We start from the raw sequence: 26,000 nt of genomic DNA, 5'->3' as shown, positions 1-26,000 counted from the left end.
AGGCTGTAGAGGATGTTCATCGCGCAGTGCTTCACGCCGTCCTCGTTGCCGGTGATCAGACAGCCGCCGACCCGCCCGTAATAGGCGTACTGGCCGGCCGGAGTTGCGGCGACCAGCTCATGATCAGGTATACAGCCCGGGGGCGGCCCAATGCCGCCGCAGCTAACCTCTCGGGCGCCAGCCGTATGCCTCCCCGCCGGCGGGCAGTGAGCGGCTGTGTCGGGTCTCTGGTTGGAGACGGAAGCCAGCAGTCAGGCGGCGAAGGTGCGGCGATATCTCGACGGGCTGGTCCTGGTCATCGCGGTGAAGTGGATGCGCAATGACTCCGCGGAGCCGAAGCCGCATCGGTGGGCGATGTCGTCGATGCCGAGGCGGGTGGTCTCGAGGAGTTCGCGCGCGCAGGCTACGCGTTGCATGGCCACCCAGTTCATGACGCTCGTTCCGGTCACGGCCCGGAATCTGCGCCGCAGGGTTCGTGTGCTCATGTGGCTGTACTGGCTGACCGACTCCAGAGTGAGCGGCTCGTCGAGGTGTTCCAGGATCCAGGTGATCACCTCGGTGATCTCGGAGTCGCCGCCGGGCGGGATGGGCTCGATGAACTGGGCCTGTCCCCCTTCGCGGTGGGGCGGGCTGACCAGGAAGCGGGCCATCGTGTTCGCGGCGGCCTGACCGTGGTCGAGCCGCAGGAGATGCAGGCACAGGTCGGTTCCGGCGAGGACACCCGCGGAGGTGAAGACGCCCTTGTCCTCGACGTAGAGCTCCGCTTCGCGGACCGTGACCGACGGGTGGCGGTCTCGCAGCAACCTGGCCCAGTGCCAGTGGGTGGTGGCGCTGCGGCCGTCCAGGATCCCGGCCGCCGCCAGGGCGAAGGCGCCCGTGCAGATCGACACCATACGGCTACCCCGGTTGTACGCGTCACGCAGCCGTTCGACCAGCTCGGCGTCCGGAGGCTCGGTGGGGTCCTGCACTCCGGCGACGATCACGGTGTCCGCCGTTTCCAGCCGGTCGAGCGGCTGGACCTCGCGGGGCACCAGCGGGTTTTCCGCGGGAACCGCACTCACCAAGGTCAGCGCGTAGGGGGCGTCGCCGGGCCAGCAGGCGGTCACGTAGTCCGGCCAGTGGCCGAACACCTGCTGGGGAACGGCCACGTCCAACAGGACATAGCCCGGCTGCACCACCACCACGACCTTGGCCGGATCCTTGGGATTCTTGTCCATCTGGCCATCGTACGACGGCCAGCGGCCTTCCTAGGCTGGTCATGCCACACCGATCATGACTAGTGAGGAGATGCGCAATATGCATGTAGTCGTCGAGACCTGGACACCGAAGCCCGCGTTCTTCGCCGCCACCGAGGAGGCGCGGAACGACCTGTTCACAGGGATCCAGGAAGCCATGAAGCAGCTCGCGGAGATCGGATTCGTGACGCTCGGCTGGGGCAGGGTGGAACCGGCCTCGCATTCCGCGTCCTACGAGTGGTTCGCGGTCTGGCAGGCCCCTTCGAGGGAAGTGGCCGACGTGTTCCTGAGCGGTGTCGAGAGCTCCGGCTGGTACACCTACTTCGAGCAGACCAACCTTGTGGGCGAGCTGCGGCCGGCCGAGACGGTCATCGCCGAGCACCTGACGCTGGGGGCTGAGGCCAAGTGAGCGCGCTCGACAATCTGCCGGAAAAGATCGGAGGATGGCCGCGCACGGCCGCTACGGAGGCCACTGTCGCCTTCACTGCCGAGCACTCCCCGGAATGGCTGCTCAACCACACTTTCCGCAGCTACTTCTATGCCCGGAGTATCTCCGCCGCCAGGAACCTCGTTGCTGGCGCGGACTACGACGACGAGACGCTCTTCCTCGCCACGGTGCTGCACGACATCGGTCTGACCGACGAGGGGCAGGGGCCGAACCGGTTCGAGGTGGACGGTGCGTTCCGGGCCGCTCGATTCGCGCGGGAACACGGCCTGTCCGATGCCGCCGCCGACCAGATCTGGGACGCGGTGGCGCTGCACACCTCCCCGGGCATCGCGCACCACAAGCACACGGTCGGCGCTCTCGCGCATTTCGGTATCGGCGCCGACATGTTCGCCTTCGGTATCGAGGAGGTGGACCGGGCGGTAGTGGACGCGGCGCACGAGGCGTTTCCCTATCTCGACCTGCGGAACAACATCCACGCGCAGTTGGTCCATCAGATCGACGAACAGCCCTCGAAGTGGGCGCCGCTGTCGTTCGTCGACATCGTGTACCGCAAGCACCGGCCGGACAATCCGTTCCCCGGACTGGACGAACTGGTCGCCGCCCTGGTGCGTCCGGAGTAGCGACGTCTCGCGGTGGCTGCGGTCCGGTGCCGTGACCGTTTGCGGCGGGCAGCTGCGACGAAGAAGACGCGGAGCCGCGCGTGCCTGGCTCCACGGTGCGACCTCGGCCGCTGCCGCGATGTCGGCCACCGTGGGCGGCGTGGCGGCCACGCTCGCCTCGCCCGCAACCCTTGCCGAGGCCGAGGCCGACCTCCTCGAAGCGCGCAGTCTGGGCATCCACGCCCACCCGGCACTGCTGCCACACACCGCCCACGGCACCGACCGCCTGGGCGGCCCGATCACCTCGGCCGACGACCTCACCCACGCCCTGGACCAGCACGCGGCCACCACCGCCGCCGCCTGGAGCCACCCCTCAGCACTCGCTGAACGAAAGCGCACCCGTGTCCGCCCTGATCCAGAACGTCCGCGCCGCCGGTGACACCGGTCTGGACAATGCGTCCGTCCTGATCACGAGCGAGCGCGAAGCACTCCTGATCGACGGCCAGTTCACGCTCGCCGGGCAGCACCGGGTCCTGGGGGACATCATCGACCCCGACACGTCTGTGGAAAGCGGCGCGCACGGACGCCGGGTTCCTGAGTCCGGTCAGTCGCGCGATCCGCTCGATCCGCCCGATGGGCTCCGCGGTGGCTTCCAGCAGTTCGCGCGCGGTCGATGCATGCGTCGGTCAGCCACGCCATGGGTGAGGTCCCGGTCTAATTGCGAAAGCGGCGGGCCAAGGTGCGCCGAGCCATGTGGGCACGTGCGACGAGATCGTCGACGGTGATCATCGCTGCCACGCCGTCGAGCATCCAGGCCCGGACGGTGGCGAGCTCCTGGCTGCTCGGCCGGCTGCGGAGCTGGCCCATGTATTGCGCCTGGCCGCTGGGGCGTTGGGGCGGCGCCACCAGGAGCCGCGCCCTTGCGTTCCGGCGGCCCCTCATGCCGACGTGAGGATGTCGCCGTCGTCGACGAACATGCGGTTCGGTTGGACCTCGAAGCTTGGACAGCGCCTTTGCAGCTGGTCGGACACCTGCCAATGGGTCGTGGCGGGCCTTCCGTCGAGGAGACCTGCCTCCGCCAGGGCGAATGCTCCGGAGCGGATGGACACTATCCGTGCGCCGCGCGGCCAGGGGCCACGCTCGGGACCTCGGCGTATTCCGGGACGATGACAGTGTCTGCTTTTTCGAGCGCGTCAAGGCCGGCTGCACCGGTGGCGGAGAACCCTGAGCGGGCCACGGGTACGACCTGCCCATACGTCGCAACCGTCAGCTCGTAGTCCGGGTCCATCGAGAAGATCTGCGCCGCGATGCCCAGCTCAAGCGGTAGCACGCCATCACTGGAGATCATGGCCCAATGGTAGCGGAGATAGGCCCTCGGGCCACTTTTTGCGGACGGCGACGGCAGCTTAGGTTCGGGCCATGAACGATCCTCTGGTTGTACCGACTGGCGACATCCCCGACGCAGCCCTCGCGATCCTGCACGAGACGGTGGATAGGCAGATTGCCGAACACAGCCTGCGCAGTTTCTACTTCGCACGACTGACTGCTCAGCAAGAAGACCTGCTGGACGATGCGGCATACGACGAGGGTCTGCTGTTCGCAGCCACGGTCATGCACGACCTCGGGCTGGGGATGCTTGCCGAGGGCAATGCCCGATTCGAGGTCGAAGGCGCGGACCTCGCCGCAAAGCTGCTGGCTGAGCACGGGGTCCCTGACGGCGACATCAGCCGGGTCTGGGAAGCCATCGCCCTACACAGCTCGCTCGGCCTCGCCGACCGCATGGGCCTGCTGACCTACCTGACCCACAAGGGCGTCTTCACCGACGGCGGTCGCTTCACCGAGCTTTCCCCCGAACTGCAGGAGCCCGTGCGTATCGCCTACCCCCGGTCGCCTGATGACCGCTCGCTCCAGGTGGCCATCGTCAAGCACGCCCGAAAGTCTCCGAATGCGGCGCCGCCCTTCTCGATCGCAGCTGAACTGCTCAGGCAAGCCGGAGGCTGACGAGAGCCGGAGGCAGGCCGCCGGTACACACGACGGGAGGAGGGCATCAGCCTGCAAGCCAACGCATCACCGGCGCCCGGCTGGCCCCGCACGGGGCGCATGAGGGGGGGCTATCACGTGTTTGGGTGAGTGAGCGGGAATGGCAGTGGACCCACACTATGGACAGCGCACTGAATGGACGGCTGTCCGGCTGGAAGATCGTGCTCTCCTGGCTCTGTGGCCAGCGGACCGACCGGAACCGGGTGGAGCAAGCCCTGTCCCGAGGATGTCTCTTCATCACGAATCCCCACTCACGAGAGGACATCGCCATGCCGATGATCGACGTGTACGCCCCGACCGGGACGTTCGACGACAAGCATGCGCTCGCCCAGGAACTCGCTCAGGCGATCATGCGATGGGAGAAGGTGCCGGCGATCCCCTTCTTCCTCGACAACACCGCCGCGTTCATCCACGAGCTGGACCCGGACTCCCTTTCGACCGCCGGCGGCAGCGCCGGTGTGCGCGTGAACGTGACCACCAATGCCGGCGCGCTGGACCGCGAGCAGCAGCTCGGGCTGGTCAAGGAATTCACCGCTCTGGTCGCCAAGGCCGCGGGTGACCCGACGTTGGAGGAGCGCACCTGGGTCGCCCTCACCGAGGCGGTCCCCGGAGGCTGGGGCATCGCCGGCCACTCCTACACCAACGAGGAGATCGTCCAGCACGTGCGCGAACTGCTCGGCAAGGCGTAGGCGTCTGCCGCCCGGTCGCTCGCTTGCACCCTGCAGGGCCCAAGGCAGCACCGTCCGTGCCTGCAGGGAACGCGATTCAACGGGCCTGGTGAGTCTGCGGGATCGTGCCGCGCCTCAGCCAGCCCCACATGTACTCCCCGGATCCGGCCGCCGTCTCGCGTTCTGCGGCCGGGTCCGGAGTCAATTTTCCACCCGCATTCCCTGAAAGGTGCGTCATGTCCTCTTCGGCACAACTGAGCGGCCGTGTCGCTGTGGTGACCGGAGCATCCAGCGGCATCGGCGAGCAGATCGCGCGGACGTTCGCTGCACGCGGTGCATCGGTCGCCCTGCTTGCCCGCCGTGAGGGCAGGCTTGAGGCGATCGTCAAGGACATCACGGCGTCGGGAGGCAGGGCGGCGTCCTATCCGGTCGACCTCACCGACGCGGCGGCCACGACGGCGGTGGCAGGCGAGATTGCCCGTGAGCTCGGCGATGCCGGGATCGTAGTGAGCAATGCGGGCATCATGCTGCCGACGCCGCTCGGTGACCTCAATCCACCGGACTGGAGCCGCCAGGTCGAGCTGAACATCAGTGCGGTGAACAACACGCTGATCGCGTTCACCGAGCAGCTCCTGCGCTCCGCGGCGGCCACCGGTGTAGCGGATCTTGTGAACACAGCTTCGTTTGCCGGCCGGGGTGTGTTTCCGACGTTCTCGGTCTACGCGGCGTCGAAGGCTTACGTGATCCACCTGGGCAACAACCTGCGTGCGGAACTGGGACCGAAGAACGTGCGGGTCACCACGATCCAACCGGGCATCGTCGGCACGGAGTTGCAGAGCCATATCGCTGACGAGAACGTACGCACACGGCTGGCCGCCACCCGGGACACGATCGAGTGGCTCACTCCTCAGGACGTCGCCGACGTGGTCGCCTATGCGGTGGGGCTGCCCGCCCGTGTGAACCTGCCCGAGATCACGGTCCTGCCCACCCGGCAGACGGTCTGACCTGGAAGGCCGCTATGACTGCCACGACGCCCCACCTGACGCAGTTCACGATCACGGTCCCCTTCCCGGGATACTGGAGGGTCACCTTCGACAACCCGCCAATCAACCTGATGAACGCTACGACGGCCGCGGAGTTGCAGGACATCGTCACTGCGATGGAGGACGCGGACGACTTGCGGGTAGTCGTGTTCGACAGCGCCAACCCGGACTTCTTCTTCGCCCGCTACGACTTCTCCGGCGGCGGCCTGCCGACCACACCGGGCCCGACGGGGCTGCCGCCGTTCCTGGACATGACGGTCCGGCTCTCCCGGGTACCGGTGATCTCCATCGCGGAGATCCGCGGCAGGGCCCGGGGCGGCGGAAACGAGTTCGCGCTCGCCTGCGACATGCGCTTCGCCGCCGTAGAGACAGCTCTGTTCGGGCAGCCTGAGATCGGCAGCAGTCTGATCCCCGGCGGCGGGGGTATCGAACGGCTCGCGGCCTTCGTGGGTCGGGGACGGGCATTGGAGATCGTTCTCAGCGCGGACGACTTCGACGCGGTGACTGCTGAGCAATACGGGTGGATCAACAGGGCTCTCCCGGGCGCGGACCTAACTGGCTACGTGGACGCACTGGCACGACGGATCGCCACCTTCGACTCCATGGCGCTCGGCACGGCAAAGAACATGATCAACCGTCATACTCTGCCGGCTTCCGAAGATCTGCTGGAATCCCAGAGGACCACGGTGGCACTGGTCCAGAACCCCGCGTTCCTGGACCGGTTCCAGCGGGTCCGCGCCTACGCCCGGGCCACCGGAGCAGACTTCGACATCCGGATGGGCCATCACATGGGCGCGGTCCCGGACGCGGAAGCAGCGCAGTAGACGTGCCGGTGACCGCACGCCGCGGACAAGCCCGAGGAGTGCTTGCCGAAGTGTGCGTCGCTGAACATCGGCGGCCGGTCGGCTCCCTGTACAGGCAGTCCAGCCGGTCGCCTCGGCCCGCCAGAGCCCTCGATCAGGAGCGGACATGGCCGTTCCTGATCCATCGCCACAGGTAATGAATGGGTTGAAGACATGAAGGTCGTCATCGTCGGTGGGCACAGCCGGATTGCACTGCTGCTGACAGCGCTTCTGAGCCGGCAGGGCCACACAGTGGTGGGCACGGTGCGCTCCGAACGGCAGGGGCACAATGTGATTGCGGCCGGGGGCACGCCACTGGTGCTCGATATCGAGACCATCAGTGTGCAGGCGCTTGCCGAGTCCTTGTCCGGTGCCGACGCGGTGGTGTTCGCGGCGGGTGCCGGCTGTGGCAGCACCACCCGGCAGAAGGAGGCCATCGACCGCGACGGTCCGATCCTGCTGGCCGACGCAGCCGAAAAGGCTGCGGTCAACCGCTACGTGCTCATCTCCTCGATGGGTGCCGACTACTTCGACAGGGGCTCGGCCGATCCGTTCCAGATCTATCTGCGTCTCAAGAGCGACGCGGATGCGAACCTTCGTGCGCGCTCGCTGGACTGGACCATTGTGCGTCCCTCCGGACTCGATGATCGACCGGGGTCCGGGCGGGTCCGGCTGGGAGAGGGGATCGGCGGCGGAAGCATTCCTCGTGCCGACGTAGCGGTACTGATCGCCCGGTTGCTGATCGAAGGCGTCGGTATTCGGCACCAGTTCGAGGTCACTTCCGGGTCCGAGCGCATCGAGGACCTCGTCTTCTGACCGCCCAACGCGCAGACGGCCGAAGCCGAAGGGGAGCTCTCAACAGGTCAGCAGGACAAGAGCCTTGCCGACCCGCGAGGTGCGGTCCCCCACGTGTTCAGGTGAGGGACCCCGCACGTCGGGCTGTGCCGGTCGGTGGAGCTTCAGGGCGGGGATGCGGAACGGGGCATGCACGCCTGGGAGGTGTGCACTGACTATGGTGGAGGCATGTACAAGGCGTGCCGTTGGTCCGACCCGGCCCCCGCCCCGATCATGAGCTACGGCCACTGCCGCCGGTATCGGCGCGCAGGCGCTGGAGGGGCCTGAAGTGGCCAGGACCGTATTGCGGGGACGTGCGACGGCGATGTCGTCGGCCCTCTCGGTGGTCCGGCGCACGGAGCAGGACGGACGCAGTGGCATTGTCGTCCTCACCGGCGAAGCCGGCATCGGCAAAACCGCGGTGCTTGAGGAGCTGATCGCTCAGGCCCGGACGCGAGGATTCGCCTCGGGGGCCGGCAAGGCCGATGAGTCCGGGCAGATCTCCCCCGGCGCACCGCTTCTGGTGGCGCTGCGCTCCGGTGCGTCTCCTCTGATCGCCTCCGACGCACTGGCCGAGCTCCAGCGCAGCGTCGACCAGCCTCTTCAGCTGCTTGAGCAGGTCAGCACTCACCTTGAGAAGCTCGCCTGCGTCTCCCCTGTGATCTTCGCCATCGACGACGCCCAGTGGGCGGACCGGTTGACCAGGTTCGTGGTGCGGGCCCTGCCCGCGCGTCTGGCCGGGTCACCCATCGTGTGGGTCGTCGCCGGGCGCGACGCCGCTGGTGGCCTGGTCTCGGATCTCTCGCGAACCGAGATCCCCTCGGTCCCCCTGGAGTTCATCCACCTGGGTCCGCTGGACGCCCACGATGTCGGCGCCCTCGCGCAGGACCTTCTCGGCAGCGCCCCCTCCGAGAAGGTCCGCGGCATGCTCAACGGAGTTGGCGGCAACCCCTTTCTGGTCACGCAGATCCTGGACGGCCTGGCGCAGGCCCGCACGCGGGGCGAGCCGGAGGACCAGGTCCCGGCCGAGTTCGTCTTCGCGACACGCCGAAAACTGCTGGGCCTGGGCGCGGGCGAACGCCAACTGGTGCAGACCGCGGCGGTGTTCGGCCAGCCGTTCGCGGTCGATGACGCCACTGCACTGCTGGCCGAGCATCCGGCCGCTCACGTGTGGGCATGGGCGGAGCTGGCCGTCGAGTCCGGTCTGCTCGCCGCCCGCGACCACCGCCTCAGCTTCCGGCACGACCTGGTTCGCGAGACGGTCTACGCCGACCTCACCGACAACGCCCGACGCGCCCTGCACAAGCGCTGCGCCGAACACCTGATGGCGACCGGGCACGGCCCGCTGAGCACCGCCCCGCACGCGCGGGCGAGCGCGACACCCGGGGACCTGGCCAGCGCGAGGATCCTCACCCAGGCCGCCGACGCCGCCGTAACGGCCATGCCCCACACCGCAGGCGATCTCGCCCTCCAGGCCTTCCAGCTCCTGCGTCCCGCCCAGCCCGCCTGGCTGACCGTCGGGGAACACTGCGTCGACATCCTCTCCCGGGTCCAGCGCTGCGCCGAGGCGGTCACGGTTGCCGACACACTGCTGGCCTGGTCCGACGATCCCGCAGCCACCGCACGCATTCAGGTCCTGGCCGTCCGCGCCCTGTGGCTGATGGGCCGGCTCGCGGACTCCCTGACCCGGATCGACGCGGCACTGTCCCAGCCCGGTCTGCCGCCCGCGCTGCGGTCCTGGCTCGCCTCCTCGCGCGCCTTGGCCCTCACCCGGACGGAACCCGCCGACATCGCCAGGCAGGCGGCGGAACCAGCCCTGGCCGAAGCCCGGCTCACAGGCGACCGTGAGGCGATCACCGTGGCGCTCCAGGCTCTCGGCGAGGCAGCCAAGAACTCCGGGCACCACGCCGAGGCCCTGGCCCACTTCCGCGCACTGCGCGCGACCGCAGGCCACACGCATTTGGCTCAGGAAATACTGGCCCTGCAACTGCTCGACCGCTTCGCCGAGGCCGAGACGATACTCAGCGCCGCCCACGCCGATGCGCGCAACCAGGTCGAGGCGATCCTGCCCTCCGTGCTGTACGCACAGCTGTGGCAGGAGTTCAGCCTCGGCCGCCTCGATGACGCCGACTCCACCGCCCGAACCCTGATCGCGCTGAGCGAGGAGCTCGGCAACCACACGCACGGTCTGCAGGCCGTCATGATCACAAGTTCCGTCGCGCTGCTGCGCGGCGACATCGCCGGAGCCCGCAACCGTCTGGCCCCGGCCCTGACGCATGCGGACGCCGACGACGAGGTCCGTCTGCCGGGCCTGCACCTTCTGCAGGGGTGGATCAGCGCGGCGGAAGGCCACCTGGACCAGGCCATGTCGGTCCTGTCCCCCGCGTTGTACCGGGCCAAGGAGACGCCGACGTACTGGCCCTGGTGGCCCGGCTGGTTGAGGGGATTCACCCGGTTCGGCCTGGCCGCCGGCGATCTGGGCTTCGCCGAGCACGCGGTGGCCCTTGCCGAGGAGGGAGCTGCCCGCAACCCCGGTGTGGCCAGTTTCGAGGGAATAGCGCTGCAACTGCGCGGCACTCTTCGCCAGGACCTCACTCTCCTGCGGCGGGCCACGGAGGTACTCGCACGCAGCCCGCGGCCCGCGCTGAGGGCCGGCGGCTACGAGGATTACGGCCGGGCGCTGCTGACCGCTGGGCAGCGAAAGGAAGGCGTGGCCAACCTCGACCTCGCCTGGGACATCAACCACCAAATGGGCGCGCGCGGATCCGTACTCGCCCTGCAGCACGTAATGCGCCGCGCCGGGATCCGCCGCTCCAAATGGATCAACGATCTAGAGCGGCCTCGTACCGGGTGGGCCGCGCTGAGCGAAGCAGAAAGGAAAGTCGCGCAACTGATCAGCGCAGGGCAGACCAATCAGGCCGCCGCCCGCACGCTGGGACTGTCGCCCAACACCGTGGGAACACACCTGCGTTCGATCTTCGCGAAGCTCGACGTGCACTCGCGCGTGCAACTGGCCAACGTCTGGAACGACCGCACCGCGACCGAGCGCGTGTCTGAACTCAGCGCAGCCCGCCGCCGCCCGTAGATCCGCTCTCGCGGCCCCGTTGCCAACCTTTGTCGGCATCGCGCAGGGCTTCCAGAGGCGTTGAGCCGAGATCATGGGCCAGGAGCCGCGTGAACACCGGCAGTTGATCTCAGCGTTCCGCGCGGCAGCTCGGCGTGCTCCTCAGCCAAGGAGGAGGGGGTACTGCTGGAGCTGTTGACTGTCACGCCCAGGCGCTCGGCCAACGGCTGCATCGATCTGTGCTTGCCGTCTCGACGATGCGGGACCGGGGAGAGGTTTGGCAGTCGCGGGGAAGGCCAGGCCGTCAGGCCGCTTGGTGCTGGAGGCGCGGCGATATGCCGTGGGGTGTCCGACAGTGTCACGGAAGCGGGCGCGCATGTTGGTGCCGCAGCTGAGGCTGCACCGGACGGCGATCTGCTCCACCTGGAGGTCGGTGGTCTCCAGGAGTTCTCGCGCACGGAATACCCTCGAGCTCGGTACAAGAAGCCGAGCCCAGACAGGCCGACTATGGCTTCTTTACGACACCCCACGATGCGAGCTTCGTCGGTCGTGTGGCTTCCGTGCAAAGTGGGTGGCTTCGATCGCCGAAGTAGGCGACGCCAGAGACGACGATCGCTGCGAGGTCGTACTCAACGGGGGCACTCCGTGTTCGACTGAACGAGCGCGCCGCAACCATCTTTGCTGAGATCCACGGAGACGCCCGGCGCCCAGTGATATTGGGGGCACGTCTTTTGCAGCGCGCCCAGCCCGGCCGTGGTAGGCGTGGCCGCGCGGCTGTTGAACGTGAAGCGGACGTTCGAGGCCCCCGCGACCGTAGCCGAAGGACCGACGAATGCGACGATCCCATGGGTCGTGATCGTGAAGAGCTTTGCGTTCTCGTCGCAGCCGGCACCACCCTAGAGGTCGTAGGTGATGGCGGCGACGTCATGCCTGCCGAACACGTAGGTGCGCCGCCGCGTCAGATCTTGACTCGCGGTTTCGCAGTCCTTGCTCCGCCAGGTGCCGATAATCGCATGCGCGATGTCTTTGCAGTTGGGGTTGTCGACGGTCTCCTCGCCCCCGGCGCCGACCGGCTTCCGCGGAACCGGCTTCACCTCAACCGGATTGAACGGCTTAACCATGATCGTGCCCGGAGCACAACCGACCTCTCCGAGAGTGACGCCCCCGCCGGTGGTGCGGGCCGCCTACTGGGGTGCCGGAGCAGACGCGGCGTTCGCCGCGGCTGCGCCGCCGAAGATCGCCAGGCTGACCGCGGCGGCACCGAGCCCGCGCGAGACCTTCCCCTTACGGCTCGCTGAGAGGGTGGCGAGTCTGTTCATGGTGTGACCCGCTTCGACTAGAAGTCGTCGTCCCCGGAACGCCGCCAACGGAGCGCGTCTGCGTATGAGTGGTCCTCCCCCAGCAGAGACGGGGGCGGCCGTGTCCAGGAGAGGGCATCACGGCTGCGCGGCCGGCACCACCACATGAACAGGTGACCTTCCGGACGCTCCCTCAAGGAGAAACGCTCCCGTATGCCCGGCACTGCGGGCAGACGACCCGCGCCGAACACAGCCGACCCCGGCGCAAGCTCACCCACGCCATCCCCGGGGTACTCATGGCGCGGCAGGCGCCACGCCGGGGATCGACAGCGAGTCCGTCCCGGCCACCGACGGGCGCGCCTTCGACGTCTCAGATCCCATCTCCAACACGCCCTGCGCACAAGCCGGTTACTCCACCGGCGGCCAGGACCACGAGACGTACTGCTGGAACGTCCACGACGGCCGCCGCGACTTCTGGGGCAACGCCGTCATCGAGTCCTGGTACAAGGAGGCCACTGCACTCCTCGACCGCGGCAGCCGCGGCCGGAGGCTGCCGAGCGTCTGCCTCGCTACATCATGCCCTCGGCGCTCGTCGCAATCGACGCCCTGCCACTGAGCGCAGCCGGGAAGGCCGGCCGCCATGCGGTCGAGGCGCTGCTGCGCGACCACATCGGCAGCGGCGCGGAGGACGACCCCTTGACGTACCTGCTCGCCACCGTCGCGCGCTGGCTCGGGAGGCCGGCCGACCCCGACAACGGTGGGCTGCTGGATCTGGGCGTCGGATCGCTCACCACCGCCCGCATCACTGCGGAGATCGCCTGCCGCTACGGGGTCCGTCTCGGCCTGTCCGAGGTGATTCGGGCATCGTCGCTGCGGAACCTGGCCGCCCTGATCGCGCACAGTCGCGGGTCATGAACGTGGCCCTGCTTCCGCTCAGAGGTGGCCGTCCAGGAACTTCCGTACCTCGGTGATGGTCATGGGCCCCGTGCCGTGCGCCACCGCCTCTCCCTCCTTCAGCAGGACGAAGGACGGGGCTCCGTTGATCCCGTATCGCTCGGTTGCGGCCGGACAACGGGTGATGTCGGCGCGGACGGCCGTCAGGCGGCCCGTGTAGTCGTCGGCGATGCCACCCACAACGAGGTCCATCACGCGGCAGGGTTCGATGGCCTTGGGCCATGTCCCGGTGAAGTATGCGAGGACCGGGACTCCGCTCATCCCGAGGATGAAATTGAACTCTGCGTCCTCACGGGGTCGGTGAACCCGCTTCGCCATGCAAGCTCCTGACCTCGCAGTCCGTCATTCCATCCCCATCATCCCTCGCGCGGTGTGCCAGGCCGGCCCAGTCGGTCGTCCGGCTGACCTGTCGGAAGGGAGACATGGGGCCGTCGCAGAACCACGGTGGTCCCCGGCGCGAGCGGCCCGGCCCTCCGTTCCTGGTGACCCGGCCTGGCCGCCCCGCCGGCCACTCGGCTGCAGCCCGCCGCGCGCCCGTGGGTCAGCTCGCGCCAGGACAGCGCCCTCCACGACGACATGAAAGCTGTTTTCCAGGGCAAAGCGGCCCAGATCGCTGACCAGATGCTCGACGGGCGCGTCGACGAGCGGGCCGGTACGCATCGTCCACCGGATCCAGCCGAACCGTATCTGCCACCGCGCTTCTCAGAGACAGCACCCCGACGGACTTCCCGAGGCCTTGGCCGGTCTTCACATCAACTCCCGGTCCAGCCAGCCAATACCGCTCTTCCCTGGGCCGCAAGAGCCAGCTGACGGCACAAGAACGAGGCACGATTCCCGGACCGCTCGCAGACGCGGTCGTGGACGGTCGAAGTACGCGTCACCTGACCCGAAGACCGACCGCCAGCGTCAGTTCAAGGACCCGGTCTGGCGATGCGAGATCCGGAAACAACTCCCGTAGCTGCGACATCCGGTACCGGACCGTCTGGGGATGGACGAACAACGCCGCCGCCACCTCGTCCCGCCTGCCCTGGTGCAGCAGCCACTCCCGCAGCGTCTCCTCCAGCCGCCGTGCGGTCGCGACAGGCAAGGTCCGCAACGGTGCGAGGGCTCGGGCACGCAGGTCTGCGAACGCGTCCGCGTCGGCGCTCAGCACCAGCTCGGGCAGGTGGTCCTCGGTGTCGCGGATGGCAGAGGAGAGGGAGCGCGCACGTGCGGCTCGTGCGTACGAGGCGGACGCACGAGTCCATGGGCGGGCCGGGCCGACCACGGCGGTGCGGTCGGTCAGCTGCCGCAGGAGATGTGATCGGTCGGCATCGGGGACGAGCAGCACACCGGTGGCGTCCGGCAGATCGTCGAGGACGAGGGTGCTCGGGTCGAGCACGCGGTACGCAGGCCTGGCCTGGGCGCCGGGCAGCAGGACCGCGGTCAGCGAAACCGGAGGCTGCCACCCGGCCCGTTGAGCAGAGGCCAGCAGCACGTCCGGGCTCGCGCCGGCGAGGAGGTCGCGGGCCAGGTGTTCCAGGTGGCGCTCGCGGTCCCTGCCCCGGGCGGCCAGTTCGTCGGCGTGGCCCGCGGCGCTCGCGGCGGAGAGCTCGTCGATGTAGGCGAAGGTCAGCTCGGCGAACTTGGCGACCTCGGCGGCGGGCAGACCTGCGGGTACGGCACCCGCTGCCAGGCATCGCCAGGCCACACGGGCGCCGACGCGGTAGGCGCTGAGCAGGGCGTCCATCGAACGGCCGTCGCGCACTTCGCCGCGGCCCAGCTCGTAGGCCGCGTCACCGGCGTCGCCGCCTGTGGCGTTCCCGCTCGCGAGGTCCAGGTAGTGCCCCAGGGCGGTGCGGACGGCTCGGCGGATGGTGGCACCCATGTGGCCCGAAAGGGCGTTGGCGTAGGGAGGGACCTCGTCGATGATCGCCTGGACGACCTCGTCGGCGGTGGTCTTCAGCGCGGCCCGAAGTGCGGTGACCGTCGTCTCATCCAGGGCCAGTTCGCTGACCCTCCGGACTGCTTGGCTCATGTTTCTATTCCCTGCGAACAATTCAGCCGACCAGATTCACGTCCTGCGGTCAGGACTTTACGCCTTGAGGCGCAGCAAGCTGGAGTCATGACGAGTACAGCCCTCCGCAGCAGGGCGTGGAAACTGCTGGAGATGGTCACGACGCCGCTGCTGCCGTCGGACTACCTCGACCTGGTCAGCCCGCTGCGTGCGGGAGCTGACCTGCGGGGGCGCATCGAGGCCGTGCACCCTGAGACGGGTGACGCCGCGACCATCGTGATCAGGCCGGGACGGGGCTGGCGCGGCCACACAGCCGGTCAGTACGTGCGGATCGGGGTCGACGTCGACGGGGTGCGCCTGTGGCGTGCCTACTCCCTCACCTCGCCGACAAACCGCCAGGACGGCCGCGTCACGATCACTGTGAAGGCGCTCCAGGACGGCAAGGTCAGCAACCACCTGGTCCGCAGAGCGAAACCGGGCACGCTGATCCAACTCGACCAGGCGACCGGTGACTTCGTGCTGCCGCAGGCCAAGGCCGCGAAGGTGCTCTACCTGACGGCCGGCAGCGGCATCACGCCCGTGATGGGCATGCTGCGCGACACCGAGTTCGACGACGTCGTCATGGTCCACTGCGCGCCACGGCCGCAGGACGTGATCTTCCGCAACGAACTGCACGACCTGGTCGCGGACAAGAAGCTGCGGCTCACCGAGGTGCACACCGACACAGACGGCCAGCTCGACATCGCCCGTCTCGACGAGCTCGTGCCCGACTGGGCCGAGCGCGAGACCTGGGCCTGCGGGCCCGCGGGCCTGCTCGACGCCGCCGAGGAGCACTGGACCGAGCACGGCGTACAGGAGCGCCTGCACACCGAACGCTTCCGCCCCAGCATCGTCGTCGCCGGCGACGGCGGCGAGGTCACGTTCAGCGCCACCGGCAAGACCGTCGACGCGGACGGCGCCACGCCGTTGCTGGACATCGGCGAAGAGGCCGGCGTGCTCATGCCCTCCGGGTGCCGCATGGGCATCTGCTTCGGCTGCGTCACGCCGCTCAAGGCAGGCGCCGTCCGCGACCTGCGTACCGGTGAGATCACCGAGGCCGAACCGGGCGTCCTCATCCAGACCTGCGTGTCCGCCGCGGCGGGCCCCTGCGACATCGAACGGTAGGAGCACCTTGACCGCCACCGACCCCACCGCCCACCTGACCGCGGAGCAGATCGATGAGCTCGGCCGCGAGCTGGACGCGATCCGCGACGAGGTGATCGCCGGCCGCGGCGAGAAAGACGCCGCCTACATCCGCAAGGTCATCTCAGCGCAGCGCAAGCTCGAACTGGCCAGCAGGGGCGTGCTGTTGTTCTCCCTCTTCCCGCCCGCGTGGCTGATCGGCACCGCCGGTCTGTCCGTAGCGAAGATCATGGACAACATGGAGATCGGCCACAACATCCTGCACGGACAGTGGGACTGGATGCGGGACCCGAAGATCCACTCCACCACCTGGGAGTGGGATCACGTCTCGCCGTCCGAGCAGTGGAAGCACTCGCACAACGAGCTGCACCACACGTACACCAACGTGATCGGCAAGGACAACGACCTCGGCTACGGCATCATGCGCGTCGACGAGGACCAGAGGTGGCACCCGTTCCACCTCGGCCAGCCGCTGTGGAACTTCATCAACGCCTGCTTCTTCGAGTACGGCATCGCGGCGTACGACCTGGAGCTCGGCAAGAACCTCAACAAGCGCCGCCGCAAGAACCCGGAGTTCCGCGCACGGGCCAGGGCCGTGGGCCGCAAGATCCGCAAGCAGGTGCTCAAGGACTACGTGATCCACCCGCTGCTGTCGGGCCCGTCGTTCCTCCCCACGCTCGCCGCCACGTTCACCGCGAACCTGGTCCGCAACATCTGGACCCACTCGGTGATCATGTGCGGGCACTTCCCCGAGGGCGTGCAGGTCTTCGAGCGCCGGTCGATCAAGGGCGAGACGCGCGGCCAGTGGTACCTGCGCCAGATGATGGGCTCGGCGAACATCAGCGGCAGCAAGGCCATGCACTTCATGACCGGCAACCTCTCCCACCAGATCGAACACCACCTGTTCCCGGACCTGCCGAGCAACCGGTACGCCGAGGTCGCGGTGAAGGTGCGCGCACTGTTCGAGAAGTACGAGCTGGAGTACGTCACCGGCCCGCTGCCCCAGCAGGTGTTCTCCGCGTGGCACAAGGTCTTCCGGCTCTCGCTGCCGAACAAGAAGCCCAAGGTCAACACACCGGATCGCGAACAGGAGCTCGTCGCGGCCTGATCCCGGTATCGGTTCAGATCTTTCGGCCGTACCGGCGGCACCGCAGGTTTCGGTGAGATCCGTTGCGGACGGTGGGCGACCGCGACGGCAGACCATACGACACGGGATCCGGGGCATCCCTGTGTACGACTGCGCTGCTACTACCCGCGGACGTGCGCCAGGAGCTCAGCACACAGCCCCCGGCGAGATGTTGCAGTGCGCTGACCTGCCGTGGTCGGGCCGGTGGTCGGGGGCGTACGCGCACTCGGTTTGCCGACGGGCGGGCTGGGTGGAAGGCATGGGCTGTGGCATGGACACTGCCGCAACCAATGCTCGCCGCCCCTGTGTCCGCCCCTGCGCTGCTGCGGGCGGGCACGGTGCCAGCGTGCGGGGTGGCGCCACCGGCCTGAGGTGTCGCGGGCGACGTCGACGCCGATTTCCACCACCAGTTCGGGTTCCACCAGCGTGACGACACGCCTTTCCTGGCTGCCCCACCCTGCGGAGAACGACCAGCCTGTCCACGGATGATCGCGTCGCCCGGCAGCGAGCAGACCGGCACTCATGCTCGTACGGGCGCGGATCTGCATGTTTTCTGAGGCGGCCGGCGGCCGGCTACATAGTCGTCACCCCGAATCGCTGGTCGACGAATGGGTACCACTGGGTGATCACAAAGCCGCGGCCTGTCCGGATTCTGCTCCGCGGGTCGCTCCTCCACCCAGGCGTCGGCCGCATCTCCCGCTCGCGCGTACGAGGGTTCACGGAAGCGCGTTCACAACCCTCGAAATGGCGGATCGGAGCGCTCTTGCGGGCGGCGAACCGGGGTAACCGCCAGACACACGGCGGCTGGACGCCCACCATTCAAGGAGAAGCATGTTCGCACTCACGTCCCGACGTCTGCGCGGCACCGCCCGTCGGGTCTTCGGCTGGCAGCACTTGCGTCCGGCCCAACTGAGCGCGATGAAGGCCGTGATGAAGGGGCGTGACGTACTCGCCGTCATGCCGACCGGCGCTGGCAAGTCCGCCGTGTACCAGGTGCCCGCGGTCCTGCTCGGCGGTCCGGTCGTGGTCGTCTCGCCGCTGATCGCGCTTCAGCGGGACCAGATGCAGAGCCTGCTCGGATCCGGCGCGCTTCGCACCGCCGCCATCAACTCCGCGCAGCGCCGAAGCGACAACGAGACGGCATGGGCCCACATCATCGCCTCCTCGGTCGACGTGGTCTTCCTCGCTCCTGAGCAGCTCGCCAAGCCGGACGTCACGGACCGGCTCGCTGCCGTCCGCCCCCGGCTGCTGGTGGTGGACGAGGCACACTGCGTGTCGTCCTGGGGGCACGACTTCCGGCCGGACTACCTGCGGCTGCGCCACGCCCGCGAGCGACTCGGCAACCCGCCGGTGCTCGCCCTGACCGCGAACGCGGCGGCCCCGGTACGGCGGGACATCGCCGAACGTCTCGGCATGAACGACCCGGTGGAGATAGTGGCCGGCTTCGACCGTCCCAACATCCACCTGGACGTGTCGACCTTTCAGGACGCAGCCGCCAAGGAGCGGTTCGTCGTGGAGCGGACGGCCGTCGAGGAGAAGCCGGGAATCCTGTACGCGGGAACGCGGAAGGCGGCGGACAGCTACGCCGAGCAGTTGAGCGACCTCGGACTGTCCGCCGCGAGCTACCACGCGGGCCTCTCCGCCGCCGAACGCCGCCAGACCCAGGACCGGTTCAGGTCCGGTCAACTCGACGTGGTCGTGGCCACTTCGGCGTTCGGGATGGGCATCGACAAGGCGAACGTACGGTTCGTACTGCACGCGTCCGTCCCCGGCTCGCTCGACGCCTACTACCAGGAGATCGGCCGGGCCGGCCGCGACGGCGCACCGGCCAGGGCTGTCCTCGCCTACCGCCCGCAGGATCTGGGCCTGCAACGCTTCTTCGCCACCGGCGCTCCCGACGCCGACGCACTGCGCCGCGTCGCCGAACTCCTGCGCGGCGAGGCGGCCGCCGTGAGCGCGACCCGGCTCCGGGCCGAGTGCGAACTCGGCGCGACGGCGCTGTCCGCCGTGCTGAACCTGCTGGAGGAGACCGGGGCCGTCCGTACCGGACGGGACGGCAGCCGCTTCATCGGCGCGCTCGGCGCGGTCGGCGCCTCCGCGGACGACGATGTCGACGCCGTGGTGCAGAGCGCCCTCGCCGTCCACGCCACGCACCTCAAGCTCGAACAGTCCCGGGTCGACATGATGCGCGGGTACTCCGAGACAACCGACTGCCGGCGGCGGTTCCTCCTTGGATACTTCGGCGACTCCGTCCCCGTCCCGTGCGGAGCGTGCGACAACTGCACGGGTCCGGTGACCGAGCCTGCGAGCGCGCTGAGGCGCAAGCGGTCCGGGGACGCCGGACGGCACAACAAGACGGCCGCACGTCAACGCCGGTGGCCCCAGGCCGGTGCGCGCGCGGACGCCACTGCGGGTGCCGTCCGCGCGGCCGAGACCGTCGCACGCCCAGCGACGGACGACCACGCCTACCTGCCGGGCGTCCGCGTCAGCCACGGCCAGTGGGGCCAGGGCGAGGTCATGAGCGAGGGCAACGGCAAGATCACCATCCTGTTCGAGTCGGTCGGCTATCGCACCCTGTCGCTAGCCGTGGTGACGGACAAGCAGTTGCTCGTCGCGCTCCCCGACTCATCGCGCTGATGCTGGACCCGCGAGTCCCGGGCGTCGGGAGGCGTCCCTGCCATTGAGACGACGTAGCGCTTCGACGGGCGGATGAACGGTCGAGTTGGCGGGCCTGAGGGCGCATGCGGCGCGCACACAAGCGGTGCAGTGGTTCCCGCCGACATGTGGGCGTTCTTCGAGACCGTCCACCACCGGGTGGAGAACCTCATTGCCGGGATACTCCTCCCGCACCAGAAGAAGATCCCCGACGACCCCTAGGTCCGCACTGTCATGGCGTAGATGGGTGCGATCGAATCCACCCTTCAGCTCCTGGCCAGCCTGGAGTGACCCCGAGCAGGACGAGAGGCAACGGGCCGCGACCGCCCCGTAGTTGGACCCGTCCACCGGTCGCGGCCCGGCGCCGTCATGCTGACCCGCTACCGCTATCCCTCCGACACCAGTGACCTCGAATGGGCCCTCCTGGAACGGTTGCTGCCCGACTCCCGCCTGCCAGACCCCGGAGGGCGGGGCCCGGAGAAGTGGCCCCGGCGCCGCGTTGTCGATGCCATCAGGTACATCACCGACAACGCGGCGAAGTGGAGCGCGCTGCCCGCCGACTTCGGCATCCCGTGGCGCACCGTGTTCGGATACTTCACCCGCTGGGCGAAGGCCGGCGTCCTCAAGCGGATCCTTGACCAGCTCCGCCGACGGCTGCGGTTGCGCCGCCGGCGCTGTGCCCGGCCGGTCCGGGTGATCGTGGACTCCCAGTCCGTCAAAGGTGCGGAGACGGTGTCGAGCGCGACGCGTGGATATGACGCAAACAAGCATATAAATGGGCGGAAGCGACATCTCCTCGTTGACCAGGACGGCCTGCTCGTCGACCTGTTAGTCACGCCTGCCGACGTCCAGGACCGCGATGCGGCCCGCGGCCTGCTGACCCGCCTCCACGCCGGACACCCCGAAGTCGTCCTGGTCTGGGCGGACAACGGCCATGGAGGCGAGGAGTTCAGCACCTGGGCCCAGGACACCCTGGGCATCACGAGCAAGGTCGTCCCCCGGCCCAAGGACGCCAAGGGCTTCGTTCTGCTGCCGAAGAGGTGGGTGGTGGAGCGGAGTAACTCGTGGACGATGCGGGCCCGGCGAAACGCGAGGGACTATGAGCGGCTGATGTCCCATGCCGAAGCCCATATCCAGTGGGCCTTCATCACCCTCATGTCCCGCCGTCCGGCTCGGCCTCGCCGCCAGGCCGAGGCGCTGCCGGCCGCCCTCGCAGCCGCCTGAAGACCAGCACGCTGCCGCTGCCGTTCGGAACAGCGACCATCGACGCCCAACCGGATCACTACCGACTTCCATATCCCCGTGACCTGCGAAAAGAGGATGTGATACAGATTCTCAACCACGTGGGGGCAACGCCGTGCCGGGCGGGTCCTGGCCGAGGTGGTGTTGGAGTCTGGCTCGCAGTGCCGCGGCGTCCGGGTGGTCGAGTTCCTCGAAGAGCGCCAGGGACAGGGTCCAGGCTTCGCGGGCGGCAACGGGATTTCGCGCCGCGTGGTGGGTGTCGCCGAGGTGGGCGAAAATGTCCGCCTCGTAGTAGCGGTCTCCTATGTCATGGAAGAGCGCCGCGGCTCTTTCGTAGCAGTCGGCGGCCTCACTGTGCTCGCCGAGGTGGTGATGGGCGTAACCGAGGGTGTCCCAGGTGTGGGCCTCACCGGAGACGTGGCCGGTGTCCCCTATCAGGGTCAGCGCCTGCTCGCAGCAGGCGATGGCATGTCGGTATTCACCCAGCTCCGCATGGTCCCAGCCGACGTTGTTGAGTGCCAGTGCCTGCCAGGCCCGGTCTCCGGCTGCGCGGAAGCCGTTCACGGCCTGCCGCGAGTGTTCCAGTCCCTCGGTGAGGCGGCTCTGCTGGGTCGAGACAATTCCGAGTGCGAGGTGGGTGTGCGCCGCGCCTGATTGGTCACCGAGTTGCTCATACAGGTCCGCGGCGCGTTCGAGGTGGACGCGGGCTTCTGCGGGACGGCCCAGGGTCGACTCCGCGTTGCCGATGTTGCGGTGAGCGCAGGCTTCCGCCGCGGGGGAGGCCAGTCGACGGGCAGCGGCCAGTCCGGTCGTGTGGGCCGCGATCCAGTCGGACCACAGGACTTGCCGCTGGTGGTAGGGCGTCAGGGCCGCCGCGAGCTGCCAGACGTGGGTGTCGAAGCCGTCCTGGGCTGCCTGGTGGAGGGCTGCGAGCAGCACCGGATGCTCCGCGGTGAACCAGGCCATGGCTTCTCCGCGGTCCGTTGGCTCCTCAGGGGTCACCTGAGGCAGGGCCGGAGAAGGGAGAATCCGGTCTGCGGGCGGCCCGAGGAGGCATTGCGCATGGAGCGCGGTGTGCAGGTAGTGGTCGAGCATGCGGTGCGTCGCCCGGTGGCGGTGGGTGTCGCTGTCCTCGGTGCGGGCGAGTTCGCCGGCGTAGGCGCGGACCAGGTCGTGCAAGGAGTATCGGCCCGGCAGGTGTTCGGTGAGCAGATGCGTACGTGTCAGTTCGGCGAGCAGGGCGCGAATCCGCGCGGGCGCCACACCGGCCAGACTCGCGGCGGCCCGGGCGGAGATGTCGGGTCCGGGATGCAGCCCGAGCAGTCGGTAGAGCTGTGCGGCACCGGGGTTGAGGGCGTCGTAGGACCAGGAGAACACTGCTCGCACCTGTGTGGTGGGATCACCTCCGTCGAGTGCGTCGAGGCGGCTGCCGGTTTCACGCAGTTCGTCGGCGAGTGTGGCGAGCGGGATGTGAGGATCCGCGGCGGCGCGGGCGGCGAGGACGGCAAGGGCCAGCGGCAGGCCCGCGCAACGGGAGACGATCTCCGCGACGGCAGCCGGTTCGGCGGCGACCCGGTCGGAGTCGAGACGGTCGGCCAGCAGGGACTCGGACTCTTCCGGGGACAGCACGTCGACCGCGAGCAGATGAGCGCCCTCGGCGGCGGCCAGGCTGGTGAGCCGGTTGCGGCTGGTGACCAGGACCAGGCAGCCGGGCGAACCGGGCAGCAGCGGCCGGACCTGATCGGCATCCCGTGCGTTGTCGAGCACGATCAGCATCTGCCGGTCGGCCAGCAGACTCCGGTAGAGGGCTGCCTGCGCCTCCAGCCCCGGAGGGATCCGGGCGGGGGGCACGGCGAAGGCGTCCAGGAATCCGCGCACCGCCTCCGCCGGGTCCCCGACCGATCCGCCGGGATCGAAGCCCCGGAGGTTGACATACAGCTGCCCGTCGGGAAAGTACCCTCGCACCCGGTGCGCCCAGTGCACTGCCAGCGTCGTCTTGCCCACTCCCCCGGTGCCGGACACGGCGGAGATCACCACGGGTGCCGGAGGCCGTGCGGGCGCGAGGAGCGCGTCCAACCGCGCGAGTTCCTCATGTCGGCCGGTGAACCCGCGTACTGCGACGGGCAGTTGTGCGGGCATGGCTCCCCGCTGCGGCCCGGTACGCGGAGGCGGCACCGGTCGCGGCGGCATGGTGGGGCCGGGCAGGTTCCCTCGGAGGATCGCCTGGTGGACCTCGCGCAGCGCCACACCGGGATCCGTACCCAGTTCCTCCGTCAGCCGCCGCTGCATGGAGGCGTAGCACAGCAGGGCCTCGGCATCTCGGCCCGTGGCGTGCAGCGCCCGCATCAGCGCCTCCGCCAGTGGCTCGACCAGCGGAAAATCGTCGAGGAGTGCGGACAGTGGGCCGATCGTCGCAGCGGGAGCACCGAGCCGTGCCTGGACACGGGCCCACTCGACGGTCGCGTCCACCCGCTCACGCCGCCATGCCTGGCGCATCTGCTCGGCCCACGAGCCGTCCAGCCCGCTCAGCGGCTCGCCGCGCCACAGACCGAGCGCCTCACCGAGGAGAGATGCCCGCTCGGTGTCCGGTACCCGGGCGTCCCGGGCGCTGCCGATCAGGTGTTGGAAGCGATACACATCGACCTGTTGCCGGTCGACCTCCAGAACGTAGCCGTCCGACCGGCGCGTCAGTCGCAGCCCTTCCCCGGAAGCATCACCGAACCGGTCACACACATGACGGATCCGGGTGATGTGCGCGTGAACCGAGCGCCGGGCTCCTTCCGGCGGGTTGGCTCCCCAGACGCGGCTGATCAGCACATCGGTCCCTACCGGCCGACCGGCGTCCACGGCCAACGCGGCGAGCACAGTACGTCGTTGCGGTGGACCGGCGTCCGCCGTTCCACCCGTCGTGGCCAGCTCGACGGGGCCAAGTAATCGAAGTTGAACCATGACACCCCCTCAAAACACACACCACTCCTCCAGATTTTTCTCACATTCGATCCTCCGGTACAGCCTCATAGGCAAAACATGACCGCCCGTCAGCGCCCGCCGGAACGCTGGTCACGATCCCTCCCGGCCCGCCGCCCACCTTCGCCGGCCCGAGCGACGGCGACCCGGTCGATGGGAGGAAGGGTGCCGTCGAGGATGACGAAGGCCTTGCGTGCGGTGGCGAGGGTGGCCGCGGCGAGGTCCGGGGCGACGGCTGCCAGGGCGTCGACCGCCTCGGCGATGTAGTGGTAGACGGTGGCGATTCCGACGCCGAACCCGGCTGCGAGCTGGGCATAGTTGTGGCCGCACCGCAGGTGGGCCAGGGCCGGCAGGGCCGAGCTGGACAGATCGATCCCCGATGGGGGGACGAGCACGTGAAGCTCCAGGCGGACAGGTCGACCTTGGTCGGCAACCCATCCACTAGGAGCTTCACCTACTTCCCGGACACCATCCCCACGCCAACTCGCCGCCCAATCACCCGAGTTGAAACCGCTAAGTCAAGCGTTTCCCATCGTGAGCCGGAGGCGGCTCCCACGGAAACGCGCTGGTCAGTCGAAGATGGCGCAGTTGACCGCGTCCATCAGGGCCGCGCCGGTCTGGTGTGCCTGCTTGGTGAGAGTGGACGTGGCAAAGAAGAAGGCGGCCGTGCGATGGCCGGTGGAATCGGTGACGTTGTAGGTCGCATAGCCGGGGACGATGCCGACGTGGTCCCAGACCGTGCCGCAGTCGGTCTTCGCCGTCTCGATGCCCAACCCGTAGCCGAGCTCCTCCGGGTCCCCCGGCCCGTCCTCCGGCACGGTGGTGCGCATCTCGGCCAGTTGGGCGGCGGGCAGCAGGCGGCCCGACATCAGCGCGCCGTAGAAACGGGACCAGTCACCGGCGGTGGACACGATCGCGGCATCCGCTCCGTCGGCCGTGACGTAGTCGCCGGTGACGTCCACGTGGTCGTCGTGCTGCGGTCCGGCGTAGTTCCTGAACTCGTCGGGGACGTCCGGCGGCATGTGGGCGGCGTCAGGTTCGTAGCCGTGCGCGTGCCGGTCGTGCCAGGCGGAGCCGGTGGCGTAGAAGGTGTGCCGGAGCCCCAGGGGTCCGGCGATCCGGTCCCGCACCAGCGTCGCGAGGTTCTTACCGGTGGCCTTCTCCAGGACGGCGCCGATCGCGATGTAGTTGGTGTTGCTGTACGACCACTCGGTGCCGGGCTCGAACAGTGCCGGGTGTCTGCTCACCAGGCTCAGGATTTCCGTCGACGTCCATACGTGGGTGTCCCGGCCGGTGAGGGCCGGTGCGAGGGCGGGGTCATCGGTGTAGTCGAACAACCCACTGGTGTGATTGAGCAGCATGCGCAGGGTGATCGCTCTGCCGTTGCGCACCTGGCCGGGCAGCCACTTGTCGACCGGGTCGGTGAGGGCGAGTCTGTGCTCAGCGACCAGTTGCAGGACGAGGGTGGCCATCACCGTCTTGGTGTTGGACGCTTCTCGTACCTCGTCGTCCGCCGTGAGCCGATGGTCCTTCTTCGTCCAGGCGGCCTGCTCGGAGATCTCGATGGGCCTGCCGTGACCGTCGTCCACCCGCACGATCACCCCAGGCACTCCTTCTTCCACCAACTTCCGCGCTAACTCCCGCAGGTGAGCGCGTGTCTCCGCAGTGCCGTCCGGTCGGACCGCCGAGAGCGTCCGAGGGCCGACGGCCGCACTCTCGCGGACCGTGTTCGCACTCGACGGGGTCGCAGCGAGGGGCACGACGAGGGCCGCGGACACCGCAACTGTTGCTACTGCGCGAAACCCCG

Annotated in this window: 25 protein-coding genes and 2 pseudogenes; 15 read left to right on the top strand and 12 right to left on the bottom strand. The window is 68.7% G+C overall.

What is annotated here, in order from left to right:
• Together AB0I69_RS33425 and AB0I69_RS33420 are read right to left on the bottom strand one after the other, a co-directional pair.
• Window positions 1-98: pseudogene (locus AB0I69_RS33425) on the bottom strand (flavodoxin family protein); the annotation flags it as partial.
• Between the two features lie 153 nt (window positions 99-251).
• The gene (locus AB0I69_RS33420; protein ID WP_363099481.1) at window positions 252-1,217 is read right to left on the bottom strand and encodes a helix-turn-helix domain-containing protein; all 966 of its coding nucleotides are present in this window, start codon (window positions 1,215-1,217) and stop codon (window positions 252-254) included.
• Between the two features lie 79 nt (window positions 1,218-1,296).
• On the opposite strand from AB0I69_RS33420, the gene AB0I69_RS33415 reads away from it, so the two are divergent.
• From AB0I69_RS33415 to AB0I69_RS33405, 3 genes are all read left to right on the top strand, one after another.
• Window positions 1,297-1,644 (top strand): DUF6616 family protein, encoded by a 348-nt coding sequence (locus AB0I69_RS33415; protein WP_363099480.1) that lies wholly within the window; start codon window positions 1,297-1,299, stop codon window positions 1,642-1,644.
• Window positions 1,641-2,303 (top strand): HD domain-containing protein, encoded by a 663-nt coding sequence (locus tag AB0I69_RS33410; protein WP_363099479.1) that lies wholly within the window; start codon window positions 1,641-1,643, stop codon window positions 2,301-2,303. The genes AB0I69_RS33415 and AB0I69_RS33410 overlap by 4 nt, the downstream gene beginning before the upstream one ends.
• A 118-nt stretch (window positions 2,304-2,421) precedes the next feature.
• Window positions 2,422-2,721 (top strand): hypothetical protein, encoded by a 300-nt coding sequence (locus tag AB0I69_RS33405; protein WP_363099478.1) that lies wholly within the window; start codon window positions 2,422-2,424, stop codon window positions 2,719-2,721.
• Window positions 2,722-2,996: 275 nt separating this feature from the next.
• Here the strand turns inward: AB0I69_RS33405 and AB0I69_RS33400 are convergent, their stop codons facing one another.
• The 3 genes from AB0I69_RS33400 to AB0I69_RS33390 all read right to left on the bottom strand — a co-directional run bounded on the left by AB0I69_RS33400 (window position 2,997) and on the right by AB0I69_RS33390 (window position 3,630).
• On the bottom strand, window positions 2,997-3,149 hold the full coding sequence (locus AB0I69_RS33400; protein ID WP_363099477.1) for a hypothetical protein: 153 nt from the start codon (window positions 3,147-3,149) through the stop codon (window positions 2,997-2,999).
• A 71-nt stretch (window positions 3,150-3,220) separates the two neighbouring features.
• Window positions 3,221-3,391, bottom strand: a complete 171-nt coding sequence (locus tag AB0I69_RS33395) for a DJ-1/PfpI family protein (protein ID WP_363099476.1) — start codon at window positions 3,389-3,391, stop codon at window positions 3,221-3,223.
• Window positions 3,391-3,630: a hypothetical protein gene (locus AB0I69_RS33390; RefSeq protein ID WP_363099475.1), complete on the bottom strand. Its 240-nt coding sequence runs from the start codon at window positions 3,628-3,630 to the stop codon at window positions 3,391-3,393. The genes AB0I69_RS33395 and AB0I69_RS33390 overlap by 1 nt, the downstream gene beginning before the upstream one ends.
• 71 nt (window positions 3,631-3,701) lie before the next feature.
• Here AB0I69_RS33390 and AB0I69_RS33385 point away from each other — a divergent pair, with 71 nt between their 5' ends.
• The 6 genes from AB0I69_RS33385 to AB0I69_RS33360 all read left to right on the top strand — a co-directional run bounded on the left by AB0I69_RS33385 (window position 3,702) and on the right by AB0I69_RS33360 (window position 10,794).
• Window positions 3,702-4,283, top strand: coding sequence for an HD domain-containing protein (locus AB0I69_RS33385; protein WP_363099474.1), 582 nt, complete (start codon window positions 3,702-3,704; stop codon window positions 4,281-4,283).
• Window positions 4,284-4,441: 158 nt separating this feature from the next.
• Window positions 4,442-5,011, top strand: coding sequence for a hypothetical protein (locus AB0I69_RS33380; protein ID WP_363099473.1), 570 nt, complete (start codon window positions 4,442-4,444; stop codon window positions 5,009-5,011).
• 215 nt (window positions 5,012-5,226) lie between these two features.
• Window positions 5,227-5,994, top strand: a complete 768-nt coding sequence (locus AB0I69_RS33375; RefSeq protein WP_363099472.1) for an SDR family oxidoreductase — start codon at window positions 5,227-5,229, stop codon at window positions 5,992-5,994.
• 14 nt (window positions 5,995-6,008) lie between these two features.
• The gene (locus AB0I69_RS33370) at window positions 6,009-6,857 is read left to right on the top strand and encodes an enoyl-CoA hydratase/isomerase family protein (protein WP_363099471.1); all 849 of its coding nucleotides are present in this window, start codon (window positions 6,009-6,011) and stop codon (window positions 6,855-6,857) included.
• A 192-nt stretch (window positions 6,858-7,049) separates the two neighbouring features.
• Entirely contained in the window at window positions 7,050-7,691 is a 642-nt protein-coding gene (locus tag AB0I69_RS33365) for an SDR family oxidoreductase (RefSeq protein ID WP_363099470.1), read from the top strand.
• 307 nt (window positions 7,692-7,998) lie between these two features.
• Window positions 7,999-10,794, top strand: a complete 2,796-nt coding sequence (locus tag AB0I69_RS33360) for an AAA family ATPase (RefSeq protein WP_363099469.1) — start codon at window positions 7,999-8,001, stop codon at window positions 10,792-10,794.
• 875 nt (window positions 10,795-11,669) lie between these two features.
• Here AB0I69_RS33360 and AB0I69_RS33355 read toward each other — a convergent pair.
• Together AB0I69_RS33355 and AB0I69_RS33350 are read right to left on the bottom strand one after the other, a co-directional pair.
• The gene (locus AB0I69_RS33355; protein ID WP_363099468.1) at window positions 11,670-11,894 is read right to left on the bottom strand and encodes a hypothetical protein; all 225 of its coding nucleotides are present in this window, start codon (window positions 11,892-11,894) and stop codon (window positions 11,670-11,672) included.
• Between the two features lie 63 nt (window positions 11,895-11,957).
• The gene (locus AB0I69_RS33350) at window positions 11,958-12,092 is read right to left on the bottom strand and encodes a hypothetical protein (RefSeq protein WP_363099467.1); all 135 of its coding nucleotides are present in this window, start codon (window positions 12,090-12,092) and stop codon (window positions 11,958-11,960) included.
• A gap of 555 nt (window positions 12,093-12,647) precedes the next feature.
• Between AB0I69_RS33350 and AB0I69_RS33345 the strand changes: the two genes are divergently transcribed.
• Window positions 12,648-12,986, top strand: a complete 339-nt coding sequence (locus tag AB0I69_RS33345) for a phosphopantetheine-binding protein (protein ID WP_363099466.1) — start codon at window positions 12,648-12,650, stop codon at window positions 12,984-12,986.
• Between the two features lie 18 nt (window positions 12,987-13,004).
• Here the strand turns inward: AB0I69_RS33345 and AB0I69_RS33340 are convergent, their stop codons facing one another.
• Together AB0I69_RS33340 and AB0I69_RS33335 are read right to left on the bottom strand one after the other, a co-directional pair.
• Window positions 13,005-13,343 carry a thioredoxin domain-containing protein gene (locus AB0I69_RS33340; RefSeq protein WP_363099465.1) on the bottom strand — a complete coding sequence of 113 codons (339 nt, stop codon included), beginning with the start codon at window positions 13,341-13,343 and terminating at the stop codon, window positions 13,005-13,007.
• Window positions 13,344-13,902: 559 nt separating this feature from the next.
• Window positions 13,903-15,042 carry a helix-turn-helix domain-containing protein gene (locus AB0I69_RS33335; protein ID WP_363099464.1) on the bottom strand — a complete coding sequence of 380 codons (1,140 nt, stop codon included), beginning with the start codon at window positions 15,040-15,042 and terminating at the stop codon, window positions 13,903-13,905.
• 87 nt (window positions 15,043-15,129) lie between these two features.
• Here AB0I69_RS33335 and AB0I69_RS33330 point away from each other — a divergent pair, with 87 nt between their 5' ends.
• The 5 genes from AB0I69_RS33330 to AB0I69_RS33310 all read left to right on the top strand — a co-directional run bounded on the left by AB0I69_RS33330 (window position 15,130) and on the right by AB0I69_RS33310 (window position 21,208).
• On the top strand, window positions 15,130-16,185 hold the full coding sequence (locus tag AB0I69_RS33330) for a ferredoxin reductase (protein WP_363099463.1): 1,056 nt from the start codon (window positions 15,130-15,132) through the stop codon (window positions 16,183-16,185).
• Window positions 16,186-16,192: 7 nt separating this feature from the next.
• Window positions 16,193-17,311 (top strand): acyl-CoA desaturase, encoded by a 1,119-nt coding sequence (locus tag AB0I69_RS33325; RefSeq protein WP_363099462.1) that lies wholly within the window; start codon window positions 16,193-16,195, stop codon window positions 17,309-17,311.
• A 57-nt stretch (window positions 17,312-17,368) separates the two neighbouring features.
• A complete protein-coding gene (locus AB0I69_RS33320; RefSeq protein ID WP_363099493.1) occupies window positions 17,369-17,515 on the top strand; it encodes a DUF6207 family protein in 147 nt (48 codons plus the stop codon).
• Window positions 17,516-18,160: 645 nt separating this feature from the next.
• Complete coding sequence (locus AB0I69_RS33315; RefSeq protein WP_363099461.1) at window positions 18,161-19,966, top strand: RecQ family ATP-dependent DNA helicase; 1,806 nt, start codon at window positions 18,161-18,163, stop codon at window positions 19,964-19,966.
• A gap of 387 nt (window positions 19,967-20,353) precedes the next feature.
• Window positions 20,354-21,208: an IS5 family transposase gene (locus AB0I69_RS33310; RefSeq protein ID WP_363099460.1), complete on the top strand. Its 855-nt coding sequence runs from the start codon at window positions 20,354-20,356 to the stop codon at window positions 21,206-21,208.
• Window positions 21,209-21,319: 111 nt separating this feature from the next.
• Here AB0I69_RS33310 and AB0I69_RS33305 read toward each other — a convergent pair whose 3' ends face one another.
• From AB0I69_RS33305 to AB0I69_RS33295, 3 genes and pseudogenes are all read right to left on the bottom strand, one after another.
• Window positions 21,320-24,175, bottom strand: a complete 2,856-nt coding sequence (locus tag AB0I69_RS33305; RefSeq protein ID WP_363099459.1) for a BTAD domain-containing putative transcriptional regulator — start codon at window positions 24,173-24,175, stop codon at window positions 21,320-21,322.
• Window positions 24,176-24,333: 158 nt separating this feature from the next.
• Window positions 24,334-24,588: pseudogene (locus tag AB0I69_RS33300) on the bottom strand (transposase family protein); the annotation flags it as partial.
• A gap of 174 nt (window positions 24,589-24,762) precedes the next feature.
• Entirely contained in the window at window positions 24,763-25,794 is a 1,032-nt protein-coding gene (locus tag AB0I69_RS33295) for a serine hydrolase domain-containing protein (protein WP_363099458.1), read from the bottom strand.
• Window positions 25,795-26,000: the final 206 nt, after the last annotated feature.

This window comes from Streptomyces sp. NPDC050508 (genome assembly GCF_040655155.1).
In the GTDB taxonomy this organism is placed as follows: domain Bacteria; phylum Actinomycetota; class Actinomycetes; order Streptomycetales; family Streptomycetaceae; genus Streptomyces.
The sequence above is the reverse complement of the archived record's forward strand: the minus strand, read 5'-3'. Positions and strand labels throughout refer to the sequence as shown.

What these genes read in the sequence shown, in the direction of transcription:
- AB0I69_RS33305 (WP_363099459.1), bottom strand. Translation starts at nt 24,175, where the DNA reads ATGGTTCAACTTCGATTACTTGGCCCCGTCGAGCTGGCCACGACGGGT.
- AB0I69_RS33345 (WP_363099466.1), top strand. Translation starts at nt 12,648, where the DNA reads ATGCCCTCGGCGCTCGTCGCAATCGACGCCCTGCCACTGAGCGCAGCC.
- AB0I69_RS33310 (WP_363099460.1), top strand. Translation starts at nt 20,354, where the DNA reads ATGCTGACCCGCTACCGCTATCCCTCCGACACCAGTGACCTCGAATGG.
- AB0I69_RS33385 (WP_363099474.1), top strand. Translation starts at nt 3,702, where the DNA reads ATGAACGATCCTCTGGTTGTACCGACTGGCGACATCCCCGACGCAGCC.
- AB0I69_RS33315 (WP_363099461.1), top strand. Translation starts at nt 18,161, where the DNA reads ATGTTCGCACTCACGTCCCGACGTCTGCGCGGCACCGCCCGTCGGGTC.
- AB0I69_RS33415 (WP_363099480.1), top strand. Translation starts at nt 1,297, where the DNA reads ATGCATGTAGTCGTCGAGACCTGGACACCGAAGCCCGCGTTCTTCGCC.
- AB0I69_RS33380 (WP_363099473.1), top strand. Translation starts at nt 4,442, where the DNA reads ATGGACAGCGCACTGAATGGACGGCTGTCCGGCTGGAAGATCGTGCTC.
- AB0I69_RS33335 (WP_363099464.1), bottom strand. Translation starts at nt 15,042, where the DNA reads ATGAGCCAAGCAGTCCGGAGGGTCAGCGAACTGGCCCTGGATGAGACG.
- AB0I69_RS33390 (WP_363099475.1), bottom strand. Translation starts at nt 3,630, where the DNA reads ATGATCTCCAGTGATGGCGTGCTACCGCTTGAGCTGGGCATCGCGGCG.
- AB0I69_RS33350 (WP_363099467.1), bottom strand. Translation starts at nt 12,092, where the DNA reads ATGAACAGACTCGCCACCCTCTCAGCGAGCCGTAAGGGGAAGGTCTCG.
- AB0I69_RS33340 (WP_363099465.1), bottom strand. Translation starts at nt 13,343, where the DNA reads ATGGCGAAGCGGGTTCACCGACCCCGTGAGGACGCAGAGTTCAATTTC.
- AB0I69_RS33370 (WP_363099471.1), top strand. Translation starts at nt 6,009, where the DNA reads ATGACTGCCACGACGCCCCACCTGACGCAGTTCACGATCACGGTCCCC.
- AB0I69_RS33330 (WP_363099463.1), top strand. Translation starts at nt 15,130, where the DNA reads ATGACGAGTACAGCCCTCCGCAGCAGGGCGTGGAAACTGCTGGAGATG.
- AB0I69_RS33400 (WP_363099477.1), bottom strand. Translation starts at nt 3,149, where the DNA reads ATGGGCCAGCTCCGCAGCCGGCCGAGCAGCCAGGAGCTCGCCACCGTC.
- AB0I69_RS33405 (WP_363099478.1), top strand. Translation starts at nt 2,422, where the DNA reads ATGTCGGCCACCGTGGGCGGCGTGGCGGCCACGCTCGCCTCGCCCGCA.
- AB0I69_RS33375 (WP_363099472.1), top strand. Translation starts at nt 5,227, where the DNA reads ATGTCCTCTTCGGCACAACTGAGCGGCCGTGTCGCTGTGGTGACCGGA.
- AB0I69_RS33420 (WP_363099481.1), bottom strand. Translation starts at nt 1,217, where the DNA reads ATGGACAAGAATCCCAAGGATCCGGCCAAGGTCGTGGTGGTGGTGCAG.
- AB0I69_RS33365 (WP_363099470.1), top strand. Translation starts at nt 7,050, where the DNA reads ATGAAGGTCGTCATCGTCGGTGGGCACAGCCGGATTGCACTGCTGCTG.
- AB0I69_RS33355 (WP_363099468.1), bottom strand. Translation starts at nt 11,894, where the DNA reads ATGGTTAAGCCGTTCAATCCGGTTGAGGTGAAGCCGGTTCCGCGGAAG.